Annotated in this window: 12 protein-coding genes; 2 read left to right on the top strand and 10 right to left on the bottom strand. The window is 61.9% G+C overall.

Annotated features, from left to right (window positions below; all coding sequences use genetic code 11):
* Positions 1 to 327 precede the first annotated feature (327 nt).
* Entirely contained in the window at positions 328 to 981 is a 654-nt protein-coding gene (locus CR156_RS10905) for a hypothetical protein (RefSeq protein WP_100552872.1), read from the top strand.
* Complete coding sequence (locus CR156_RS10910) at positions 978 to 2,297, top strand: XVIPCD domain-containing protein (RefSeq protein ID WP_100552873.1); 1,320 nt, start codon at positions 978 to 980, stop codon at positions 2,295 to 2,297. The genes CR156_RS10905 and CR156_RS10910 overlap by 4 nt, the downstream gene beginning before the upstream one ends.
* A gap of 60 nt (positions 2,298 to 2,357) precedes the next feature.
* Here the strand turns inward: CR156_RS10910 and CR156_RS23180 are convergent, their stop codons facing one another.
* The 10 genes from CR156_RS23180 to CR156_RS10960 form a co-directional block, all read right to left on the bottom strand.
* Entirely contained in the window at positions 2,358 to 3,740 is a 1,383-nt protein-coding gene (locus tag CR156_RS23180; protein ID WP_223880110.1) for a hypothetical protein, read from the bottom strand.
* A gap of 95 nt (positions 3,741 to 3,835) precedes the next feature.
* The gene (locus tag CR156_RS10920) at positions 3,836 to 4,852 is read right to left on the bottom strand and encodes an XVIPCD domain-containing protein (RefSeq protein WP_100552874.1); all 1,017 of its coding nucleotides are present in this window, start codon (positions 4,850 to 4,852) and stop codon (positions 3,836 to 3,838) included.
* A gap of 57 nt (positions 4,853 to 4,909) precedes the next feature.
* A complete protein-coding gene (locus CR156_RS10925) occupies positions 4,910 to 5,446 on the bottom strand; it encodes a hypothetical protein (RefSeq protein WP_100552875.1) in 537 nt (178 codons plus the stop codon).
* Between the two features lie 321 nt (positions 5,447 to 5,767).
* Complete coding sequence (locus CR156_RS10930; protein WP_243381798.1) at positions 5,768 to 6,151, bottom strand: DUF4189 domain-containing protein; 384 nt, start codon at positions 6,149 to 6,151, stop codon at positions 5,768 to 5,770.
* Between the two features lie 183 nt (positions 6,152 to 6,334).
* On the bottom strand, positions 6,335 to 7,348 hold the full coding sequence (locus tag CR156_RS10935) for a hypothetical protein (RefSeq protein ID WP_100552877.1): 1,014 nt from the start codon (positions 7,346 to 7,348) through the stop codon (positions 6,335 to 6,337).
* Positions 7,349 to 7,642: 294 nt separating this feature from the next.
* The gene (locus CR156_RS10940; protein ID WP_100554145.1) at positions 7,643 to 8,149 is read right to left on the bottom strand and encodes a DUF4189 domain-containing protein; all 507 of its coding nucleotides are present in this window, start codon (positions 8,147 to 8,149) and stop codon (positions 7,643 to 7,645) included.
* 315 nt (positions 8,150 to 8,464) lie between these two features.
* Positions 8,465 to 8,974 carry a DUF4189 domain-containing protein gene (locus tag CR156_RS23310; protein WP_331273746.1) on the bottom strand — a complete coding sequence of 170 codons (510 nt, stop codon included), beginning with the start codon at positions 8,972 to 8,974 and terminating at the stop codon, positions 8,465 to 8,467.
* Between the two features lie 147 nt (positions 8,975 to 9,121).
* Positions 9,122 to 9,784, bottom strand: coding sequence for a DUF4189 domain-containing protein (locus CR156_RS10950; protein WP_331273747.1), 663 nt, complete (start codon positions 9,782 to 9,784; stop codon positions 9,122 to 9,124).
* The gene (locus tag CR156_RS10955) at positions 9,681 to 10,841 is read right to left on the bottom strand and encodes a TrbL/VirB6 family protein (RefSeq protein ID WP_100552879.1); all 1,161 of its coding nucleotides are present in this window, start codon (positions 10,839 to 10,841) and stop codon (positions 9,681 to 9,683) included. The genes CR156_RS10950 and CR156_RS10955 overlap by 104 nt, the downstream gene beginning before the upstream one ends.
* Positions 10,842 to 10,919: 78 nt before the next feature.
* Positions 10,920 to 11,726, bottom strand: a complete 807-nt coding sequence (locus CR156_RS10960; protein ID WP_133120084.1) for a hypothetical protein — start codon at positions 11,724 to 11,726, stop codon at positions 10,920 to 10,922.
* Between the last annotated feature and the right edge of the window lie 18 nt (positions 11,727 to 11,744).

Consider the following 11,744-nt stretch of genomic DNA (forward strand, 5'->3'; position numbering starts at 1 on the left):
ACGGATTGAGTAACTTGATCATCCCGGATCACCCCGCATCGAGGAAGCAACAGTCAGCGCCTGACGCCCGCTCTACACATGTGAAATCCGGATACGAATCACAGTTCGCCGCATCCAATCCAAGTTGATAGCGTCAAAATTTCGACTATTTCACTTTTTTGCCGCGAGAATCGCGCAATCTACCCCTCCCGGGTTCGGGATCGTGGTCACCAAGGAAAGGAGACATGCCGTGATTGCCCGTCTTTCCTCGCCAGCGCGGTGCGCATCTCCGTCGCCCGCTGCGTGCCCCTTCGCGAACGCGTTCACTCCCCCGACCGGAGGCTGACCGTGCGCCGCACGTCCCTCCCGTGTCTTGTCTTGCTTCTACTGATCGCCTGCAGCCCGGAGACCGCCATGAACCAGGAACTTGCTTCCGCCGAGTCCGATGTCGCCCAGGGAGGACGTGGCCTGGCCAAGCTAAACCCTTCACCGCGCAAGGCCTATGAGTTGGTACTGCGCCTGCAGAACCCGCCGGGCAGCTTTGCCGTGGTCGAAGGCGTTGCCCAGTACGACGTCAGCAACGAAGCGCAGTGCGGCTACATCGAGCCGGCCACCGGCGCTCCGGCACGCATCACCAGCCAGGAGCCGGTGACGCTGCGCAGGGTCACCGACAACGAGTACCGCGGCACCATCTACCTGGACCGCATGCTCGACGAGGACTACTACGGCCGCGGTGTCTGCCATTGGGCTTTCAGTGGTGCCGGTGCGATGTTGAAGGCGACCGGCGCCGACGGCGAGACCCGCTTCCTGTCTTTCATCGAGGCCGATCCGTTCGTCAAGGGCCAGAGCGAGACGCGCCATTATCCGCAGGGCGATTACCCGCGAGTGGCGGACCTGCCCGACTACGGCGCTACCGGCCAGAAGGACGCCAGCCGCTTCCGCCCGGAACTGCAGGACACGCTGTTCTCTGCCACGTTGACGGCCGATGAGGTGCAGCCGTGACCCTCGACAGCCAGGACTACGCCGCGCTGTCCAACGATGCCTACCGCGACCTGAAAGTCGGTCGCCGCGCCCCCGGGCAGGAAGAGCATGTAGCGCTCAACGGGCATGACTACAAAGTGCTCGAGCATGTCAGCAATCGCTTCAATGGCTATCAAGGCACGATCTATCAGCGCGTGGACACGCAGGAGATCGTGGTCTCCCATCGCGGCACCGAGCAGATCGCGCGCGATGGCCTTCTTGCCGACGGCGGCATGGTGGTCACCCGCTACAACGTGCAGGCCGCAGACGCGCTTGCACTGACCCAACGCGCCCTCGCCTACGCTGCCAAAGAAGGGCGCGACCTCGGCCAGGCGCCGGAGGTGACCGTCACCGGCCATTCGCTGGGCGGGGCGCTGGCCCAGATCAGCGCACACCACTACAACCTGAAAGGCGAGACCTTCAACGCCTATGGTGCGGCCAGTCTTGGCTACCGCATCCCCGAAGGCGGCACCAGCGTGGTCAACCACGTCATGGCTGCCGACCCGGTCAGTGCTGCCTCGCCGCACTTCGGCCAGGTGCGTGTTTACGCCACGCCCCGGGAGATCGACACGCTGGGTGATTGGGGCTTCAGCAACAGCCGTCTGCGCATCCTGATTCCCGACAGCGCACTGGGCGCGGCCGCCAATTCCTTCGGTTCACACAAGCTGGTCAATTTCCTCGGCGACGACTCGGTGCTGGGCAGGCCAGAGACACAGGCGTTGGCGCGCGACAACGTCAAGATGATCGACGAATACCGGGACAAGATGGAGCTGCTGCGCAGTGGCGTCACCACCGGTACGCGCGGCCTGCCGGGCGGAGTGAAGGATCTCTTCGACCATCTGCGCGGCCCGCTGGAACCGGGCGAACCCGCACGCCGCGAAGCGGAACGGCAGGGGCTCCCCCTCGGCATGCTGCGCATCGACGACGCCGGTCACGCTGGCAACCCCTTGTTCAACGACGCCCTGCGCGGCGTGCACGCACAGGACGCCCGCGTCGGCCGCATGCCCGATGGCATGAGCGCGCAGCTGGCAGGCTCCCTGGCTGCAGAGATGCATGCCGCCGGAGGACAGCGTATCGACGAGGTGCTGATGAGTGCCGACGCGTCACGCAGCTTCGCCCTGCAGGGCCAGGGCGGCGACCCCGGCCATCTGCGCGTGTCGGTCGACACTACCCGTGCGATGAACACGCCGCTTGAGCAGAGCAGCCTGCGTATCGACCAGCAGGCTGCCAGCCAGGCCTTGGCGCGCGAGCAGCAGCTGGAACAGGCCCAGACGACCCAGCGCAGCCTGCACGCCTGACGATTGCTGGAATGAAAACGGGAGCCGGCACTGCTGGCTCCCGTTGTTTTCTGCGGTCGATCAGGGGCTGGAAACCGCCGAGTTCGCCGTTGGCCCTGCCAGCACGTACGCATCCGGGCCGGAGTCCGGGAAACCGCCACAGGCCTTGTCACCCGGCGCTACGGGATCGCACGGCCACTGAGCGCGCGTCACGGTATCGCGCAACTCGAAGCGGGTGCCGTTCCAGACCACGAAGGCCAGGTGCTCACGGTTCCAGTCGCTGAAGCTGTGCGGACCGGTCTTCTGCGGCGATTCCGGGTACTGCACGAACCAGCGCATGGCCGGCCCGTACTGCAACTTGCTGTGGTCGAGGCTGACCTTGCCTTCGCCGGCGCGGTGACGGGCACGATCGGCCTCGGCGATCGACGGTGCCGCCGGCATTACCTTCGCAGTGATGTCCTGCGGCACGCCGTCGCTGCCAACCAGGTAAACGCGCTGGCGGACGTAGGCCTGCCCGCAATTGCCGGCTGCGAGCCGGACCGGATCTGCAGTGTTCTCGTTTGACAGCGCGCCATCGGCACAGTCGAACGGCGCCGAGACCAGGTAGGTGGTCGTCGACGCATCCGCACCTTCAAACGAGCGCACCCAGATGTCGCCCAGGCGGGCGATGAAGTCCGGGCGCTGACCCATGCCAGCCACAGCCTTGAACCATGCCTTCTGGCGCACCTCACGCTCGCGCCAGCTGCGCGGCAGGTGGATGTCCTGCTCAGGCAATGCCACCAGCAGCGCCGCCAGATGCGGCGGCAGCGTGCCCTGGCAGGCACCGATCATCAGATCGCCCTGCGGTGCCAGGCGCCCGGCCAGATCGACCGGGCAGCGCGCACCGAGCTGGCGCTCGGCGGCCTGGTCCGGTGCCAGCGGGATGATGGGTGGTGCAACTTGGGCTGGCGGTGGGACGGGTGCCATGGCCAGTGCGGTGCCGGGCACCTGTGCAGCGGCGGCAACGGGGGCCGGCACCTGCGTGGGAGCCGGCGGGGCTGCGACAGGGGCTGTTGCGACAGGCGCAGCATTGGTGGAAGCAACGTCGGCCGCTGGTACTGCCGGTGCTGGCGCGGCAGGTTCGGCGGCGACGGCTTCCGGAGCGACACCCGTCGCCGGTTCCGCCTGCGGTGCAGGTGCGGGCGGCATGGACGGCGAAGGTGCAGCAACCACGGCCGGCATCAGCTCGGGCGCTGCGACGGGAGCCGGTGCAGGAACAGCATCCGTTGCAGTGACAGCGGGCGTCTGCGCGTCCGCTGCGGCCACGATCGGTGCCGGCACAGCCTCCTCGACGGCGGGAGCCGCCGGAGCGTCCGGTGCCTGTTGTGCGTGGGCCATGGCGGCAGCCAGTCCCAGCGGCAAGAGCAACAGTGCCGAAGCGCGACCACGCTGGGCCACGTTGGAACGCAGGAAAGTGTTTCGCATGTTGTGTCCTTACAAAGAGATCCATGTAGGCACCCGAGGGTGCTCGGTGTCGTGCGATGGGCCCGCCGGTCTCCGACCTGCAGGCGGTGCCCAGATTACAGCGATCGCGGGCGGTTCTGCTCCTGCTCGCGGGTAACCGAAGCGGCCTGTTCCTGGCGGGAAGAGGCTTCGGCCGCCAACTGCTGGCTGCTCTGCTCCAACGGCAGCTGGGCGGCGGCCTCACGCTCCACCATCGAGCGCTGCATCGCCGGGTCCCCCATGGCGCCCTGCACCGCAAACAGTGCCCTGCCATCGGTACCGGCCACCACGTGGTCGATGCGACTCATGCCGGCCTTCTGCGCGCTCAGCGCCAGGGCGCCGGCCGTATTGTCCAGCTCCTGCTGGCTGCGCAGGCCGCTCTGCGGCCCCATCTGCTGTAGATGGCCGCGAGCGTCGGTGAACAGCCGGTTGCCGGCATGGGCCGGATCGGACATATCGCGCGGGCGCTCAGGCAGCTGTGCGCGCTCACCCACTTCGCCGCGGGCAAGCCGGTCCATCACGTCAGGGGTCAGCTTCTGCTGCCACGCCTCGAAACGCTTGAGCCGATCCTCCACCCCGTTGACGGCGCCGTTGATGGCGTAGGTCGCCTCGCGCACGTCCTCGCGCGCCTGCTCCGGCACACGGTTCTGCCATTGCCACACGGCGATGCGTCCTGCATGTTCCGGCTGCGACGCCAGCTCGGGTTGATTGACCAGGTCCAGGTCCAGCGCAGTGCCGGCGCGCTGGTAGCTTTCCTTGCCGGTCAGCGGCAGATAACCGCGCCCGTGGTACTTCAGCGCATCACCAGGCGCATCGTTGCCCATCCGGCCGCCATACATCAGCTCGGCCAGGTCATCCGGACGCCCTCGCAGGGCTTCCTGGCGCGCGGACTCCAGCGCCTCGGTGCCATTGCGCCACGCCGCTTCCACCGGGATCTGCGAGATGCCCCGGGTGTAGTTGAAGCTCTCGTTGAGCCGGCTCAAGCCGCGCGACTCGTGCCCTGCCTGAGCCATGAAATTGGCCAGTTCAAGGGGGGAGTCGATGCCGGCGTTGGTCGCCTGCCGCAGCAGTTGCGACTCTCTATCGGTCGACACAGTGCAACTCCTGGATGTTCATCAGCGCGGATTCCTTTCCGCCGGTTGGAGCTTGGCTCATGGAAGCGACACCTCGGCGACACTGGACGGGTCGAAGTCCTCGAACCGCACCCTGCCCAGTTCCGCCACCGAGAAGTCCCGGATGTTGGTCGCTTCGGTCTCGATATCCACGACCTTGCGTCTCACCCCATCCACCCAGCAGGACTTGTCCGCCGATGCATAGCGGAACCGGTACGTGCTGCTCCAGCGCTCGCGGCTGCCGCCGTTGGTGATCACGCTGAAGGTGTCTTCCTCAACCATTGCATACGCAAAAGGGTCACCGGCCAGGCCACCGCGGGTAGAACACGGCACAAGCTTGTCGTTGCGCGCGGCCAGCTGCCAGCGCCCGCGCCCGTCACCGCGCAGCAACAGCAGCACCCGGTTCGGTCCGTGCTGGCCGGGCACCAGCCCTTCCGGCGTCGGCTGGTCGATGACCAGCAACTGGTACTCGATGCCATCGCCGTTGAGCTCGCCCCTGACGGCTTCGAGCAGGTTCGCACCGGATGGAACAAATGCCAGGGCATCGTCCATGTGTGCGCCAAACCTGTCTTCCATCCCCTCCCACTCCTTCAATGTCGTCTTGCCGATGCCCGCCTCCCTGGCCGGTCGGAACGCGGTGTCCCGGCTCGCCCGCGCCTGCGCAGATGCGGATCATAGCCCCGCGCACGGCGTGGCCGCGATAGTGGCAAGCGTCACCCGTCGGACGGGCGGACAGAGTCCTCATTGGACGGAAAAGCTCCTGCGTTCGGTGGCACTGGCGCGTCATTTTTATGACGCGCGGGGAGCTTACCGCGAGGAGCTTTGCCGCGTCGAAGGTCGGGAGAAGCGAAAAGCGGAATTGATCACATAAAAACTGGGCTTAACGTGAATGGTGCCCTACCTGATGAACAGATCCGCGGTGCAGGCCGTGTTGGCGATCCTGCATTGATCCTGTGGCATCTGCCGCCATGCAGCCTTCGCGCTGCATTGCTGCATCGCGACAATGACCGCACCCTGTTCGGACATGGCTGCGACGACGCTAGTGGTTTCAGTACCCAGCCCTGCGTGTGCGACCGCCACGCACTGCGCCTGGAACAGGGTCGCCAACGTGCATTCACCCTTGCCGAATTCCCTGCACTCCTTCATGGACGCGCGCTTGGCCTTGCCCCGCGAACGCATCGAGTTGCTGATGAACGTGTCGCCGCGGGCATCCATCGCCACGCCGCGCACGGTCTGCGCCCAGCTGGGGCGATTGCTGTACGGCGAGCCTGTGCTGCTCACGGGGATGGGCGCGCAACCCTGCACACCCTGGCCACCGATGGGATACATGCCCTGTGGGCAATTGCCTTCAGCCATTGCAGTAGAAGGCAGCGAGCCCGCAACCAGCAGCAGGCACGACAAGATAGCTTGGTGGATTCGCTTCATGGCTTCCCGGATTCCCGGCGGCTTGGCCTGTAGCCACGATCAGCGCAACTGCTGCGCGCACGTGGCCCCTTGAGTGGCGTAGTCACGGACGTAGCCGTCCATCGTCAGCACCGTGATATCGCAGCGGTTGTTCACGTCACTGACGACATGCCCGTATACGTTCAACCCCTGAACGCGTTCGCCACGATGCAGGTACAAGGTGCGCGAACCATCGGTCCCATTCTCCACACGGTCCGGCGTGCCCCATGTCCGCACGAACTCCTGCTCGGTCTTGCCGATCCACATGTCCATCAGATTGTTGCGGCCCACGCGGTTGGCTGCGCGAAGCGACTCATCCAGAACGCGGCTGGTCTCCTTCTGGCCACGCGCCAGATTCGCTTCCAGACTGCGCTCAGCCCGGTCCATTTCGGCGTCGGTCGGCCGATAGGTGAACGCTGGGCGCGTGCCATCCTTCCACAGATTGCCCCATATGAAATTCGCAGGTGACTGGCCGACGTCACCGATGGGCAGGAAGCCGCGCTTCATCATTTCCGCCGGCACTTTCGCCTTGGGGTCAGGCCCGACGAGGCAGGCAAAACGCACCAGTTGCACCTGCCAAGGCTCGACTGCCTCGCTGGTCGGATCGAATCTCTCCGGTGGGACATCCTCGATCGCACGGTCGCGCCATTGCACCAGACTCATCTTCATAGCCACGGTGTTACGCGCACAGTTCACCGAGTACTTCCTGATCAGCCGATTCGGCTTGATCGCGTTCTCGTAAACCGTATTGACCTGGATCTCGTACACCGGATCCGGGCCAGCGAGGGGCTCACCAGGCTTCGGCGGTTTCTTGCGGCGCAATTGCTTCAAGTACGCGTTCTGCTCTTCCGGCGTGGCACGCTGCAGAAAACCGACCAGGTCCGCGCGGCTGCTGAGCGTTTGTGCATCGACTACCCACGCTTCACGGTTGGGCATGTCGCCACCGGCGTAAATGACCCAGCTGTCGGCGGCGTGTGCTGACGAAGCCAGCGCCAGAGCGCCGACCAGCATCACTACACGAAAGGGATTCTGCATGATTCGTTCCTTCGAATGGCATGGAGACTTACGACCGCTCCGACAAGCGCAGCGCAAGCCCGCAACTTGTCCAAGCCACTACGATACCGTGCGTTGCATCAGCAACGTATCGGATTTTTCCTACGAATCACACTGATGCGTGGCCCATGTGTCGACGAAAAAATTCATCAACCAGCGTCTAGCAGGACACACCACTCAAATTATCTGCGACCGAAGACATCCCTCTCGCAGGCAAGAATGCACTTCATTTTTCGCGCAGATACGATGGCGCAGGCGCGTTCCGCTCGACGTGAATCAGAATGACTTGAAAAGGGGTTCGGTGCAGTCGGTATAACGAATTACACACGCCCCGCCGCCTCTGGAAGCGCAATACTTCAATACTTCAGCGGAAGCAACTTCCTTTGAAGGCCCAGCAGATATGGAAATGCGGCCATTGCTTCCCTTTTCTGGATCCGCGTAAGCAACACACTGGTTCTTGTATGTAATAGCTGTCGAGCAGTCAGTGGCGCCGTATGTTGCGCAGCGACCCCGCGCCTCCTTCTCCGCCTCTGACTTGGAGCGTTTTCCAACCGACGCGCCCATGCTGCCTGTAGCGTCCGACATGGAAATTGCCCCCCAAGTCTTGATCCATCGCCCATTAGGGCGCAAATCACCACCGCCGCTTCCAGCATTCGGAATCGGCGCGCAGCCCTGCACACCCTGTCCACCGATGGGATATTGACCAGCAGGACAGCCACCTTCAGCAAAGGCAGCATGCGAGGCACCGAGAAGAAACAAGGTAAATAGTGCCTTCGCCTTCATGTGACCCTCACCCATCAGACCGACAAGACAGGTCATTGATCTTGATCATCTAGATGCAGAATCCAGCATTCGGAGGAGCGAACCATACTGACTGCAAACCAACCAAGACCGACCAATTGATTCTGCAAGATGCTCGAGAGAAGTTCGGGCAAGCGCGCTGAGGATCATCGACAGCTTTGAGGCTCGCTTATTCAGGGAAACAATAATCCGAAATATTGACGACAAAGGGGGAGGCACAATCACCTCCATCCGACCATCCCTACAGCCTGGCGACGCATCGAAAACCATCAACCTACCCTTACCAAGGCATACTTCTCAATAAGAGTGAAAAAGTGGCTCCGTGCAATCGCTGTACAGAACTTCACACTGGTTTTCGTTACGAGCTGCGCAGAGCTTTAGCACTTCAGTCGAAGCAACTTCCTTTGTTGGCCCCCTCACGGCAGAAACTCGCCCCCCCGCGCTGCTCTTTTTCGGATATGCATATGCAACACACTGATTCTTATAGGCGATCAAAGCCGTACAGTCGCTAGCGCCGTAGGTAGTACAGCGATCCTTTGCTTCCTTCTCTGCTTCTGCTTTGGTTCGCTTCCCAACAGATGCCCCCATGGCACCCGTAGCGTCAGACTGGTAGATCGCTCCCCAGGTCTTAATCCAACGACCGTTCGGTTGCAGATCACCACCACCACCTCCTCCCGGAATCGGGGCGCAGCCTTGAACACCCTGCCCTCCAACTGGATACTGCCCAGCCGGACACCCTCCCTCTGCGTAGGCTGCACAGGACAAAGCGAGAAGAGAGAGAGTAAGGAGTGCCTTCATCTTCTTCATACAATTTTCATCGTCAAGCAAATTAAGGCCGCGGAGGCCGGCTTCCTGAGAAGTGACCGGTCTGCGCGCACTGCTCGGCGAAGCGCGATCTTGCCAACACTCTCGCCGAATACGCCGGAAGATACGAATTGGGACTTAGCAGCCAGCTCAATAGCTATGAAATGTTGGCTCAGTACAATCAGAGTAAGACACTGCACACGCGTCGCTTGCGCCACCACCTTGTTTACAGGCTTGTGTCGCTCGCTCAACGGCAAGCTCTTTGGTCGCTGCGGTCGAATAATACACCCCCCCCCTTCTTCCCCCTGCAGGAGCGGCAGCAGCGACACACTGATTCTTGTATGAAAAATTCTCGCCGCAGTCTTTCGCGCCGTATGTGGAGCATCGCGCTTTCGCTTCCGCAAATGCTGCGGCCTTGGATTTTTGTCCTACCGAAGTTCCCACATCAAGAGTCGAAGGCGAAATTGAAATTGCGCCCCACGTCTTGGTCCAGCGGCCATTCGGGCGCAAATCGCCTCCGCCGCTCCCAGCACTTGGTATCGGCGCGCAGCCCTGAACACCTTGCCCACCGATCGGGTACTGCCCAGCTGGACAGCCCCCTTCTGCAAAGGCAACAGATCCGCCGGCAAAGAAGACAGCAAGAGTGAGTGTGAACTTGACCAATGCTTGCATGCTGCTCGACTCCATATTCCTATGCCTACAACCTTGATCACTGCCCGCCGGAGTAGGCTCCACGGAGGCCACTGTCCTGCTTGCTAGGGCCAGTTTGCTGGGGAGTGACAACCCTCCCCATACCGAGATTAGCGTTAGCATCTCGAGATCCACTGTCCGCCTCACCCTTAGACGGAGCCGACGGCGTATAGGTACCCGCCGGTCTACCATCCGAACTCGGCGCACCGGCGGCACCGCCGCCTATCTGCGAATATGCCATGAAGGTACCCAGTGTGCCCTGGAAGAACATCGCGGCCATTGGGGGCGCAGTCAGGATCAAGGTGGTGAGAATCAGCCCCATACCGCCCTGTTGCATGGCCTGGCTGGTCATGCCGTCGGCCAGTGCGCCGTCAAGCAGATACTTGTCCACCAACGCTGTCGCCCAGAACGAACCTGCAACGCGGATGACCATGTCCAGCGCGATCGACACCATCGCTGCCAGAACCGCCATCGAGAACATCGTTCCGATTCCGTAGAACAACCATCGCTGGAACAACTGCTTGGTCTGCTCGAACAGTAGGCAAAGAATGAACAGTGGTCCCAAGCCGATGAACAGTGCCATCGCGATCTGGTACAGCAGCAACATCGCGCCCGCGGTAATCGCTGGACCACCGGTACCCAATCCGATGAAGATCTGCGCCTGGGTTTTCTGACCCTGCAGGCTTTCGTCCTTCAGCACCTGGATCGCGTCGATGCTGGACAGGGCGACCTGCATCCAGGCAAGGGATTGGTCGATCTGCTTTTCCGGCGGGTCGTCCTTACCGGTCACCACGTGGGAGATCAGCCCCTTCACATCCTTGTTGAGGAAGTCCTGCACGTTCTGACCGAACATCGCCATGGTAGTGGCCACGCTGACGATCAGCGCGGCACGCGCCATATTGGTAACCAGCACCATCATTGAATCTCGGCTGCGCCCTGTGACGATGCGGAATCCCTGGATCAGCACCCACAGCGTCATGAGGGTGAGAGCCATGAAGCCAACCCACTTCATCATGTTGCCCAGCAGCTTGATGCCAAAGTCATTGATACGGTCCTGGAGGAACTCCAGGATCAGCCGGAAGAACATGAAGTCGCCGATTGATTGGATGCGTACGGCATATCCAAGCAACTCGTGCAGGCCTCCCGAGAAGTCAAAGCTGGCAATCAGCGCGATGTTCATTTCCACAATCCTTTGGCGATTCCACTTGCCTCCGACCGGACACCCTGCCCGGCCGGTGCTTCATAGGTCCAGCTGCGATCAATCAATGCTCAAGGCGGTCTTGAGCGCAGCCGTGCGCACCAGATCGCTCGCAAGCTTCTTCGTAGGATCTCCCTTCAGTGCGGCCTGAGCGACCACGTTCTGATTGGTTTCCATCACTGCGATGTAGGCGTCGTACGCCTGCATGCGCCCCACCCATTGTTGGGACAGTGCCTGAATCTGATTACCCAGGCGCTTGGCATCACTGTCGGCCGCCTGCACGTTGCCGCTCTGGTTGCTCTGCCTGCGCGCCATGAAGTTCGCGTACATGGCCTTCTCAATTTCTTCGGACGTAGTCGTCATGAAATCGATCGAATCATTGAACTTCCGGTTCTGCATCATGCGGATGTTCACGCAGATCTGCTTCTGCTGCTGTTTGATATCTGCGGTCGGCTTGAAGCCCACCGCATCGACAAGATTGGTCAGGCTAAGTCCCGTCGCGTCCTGGCCACACGTCTCTGCCACCAGATAATTGTCCTTCACACGCTTCAGCTCCTGCGCCTTCGGCATGTTCATCATAAAACTCATAGCACTGAACAGCGAGCGCGCGTCATCAATCTGCTGTTTGACTTCATCCCAGCGTGTCTTTTCTTTGGCGTATTCATTAATCTGATCCAGCCAAGTGTATAAATCCTGCAAGATCGAGGTGTAGTCGATCACCGGCATGCCTGCGTTGGCATTTTGTGCGCTGACCAGCAGTGCACCAGAAAGGACAAATGCACCAAGACGCGAGCGGCGCGGACCGCGGCCAGTACCACGAGCCTTCTTCGGGTTATTCATTTCAATCTCCGTGTTCGAAACAGTCATCTTCGAATTCCCTGCTAC

The organism is Stenotrophomonas lactitubi (assembly GCF_002803515.1).
In the GTDB taxonomy this organism is placed as follows: Bacteria; Pseudomonadota; Gammaproteobacteria; order Xanthomonadales; family Xanthomonadaceae; genus Stenotrophomonas; species Stenotrophomonas lactitubi.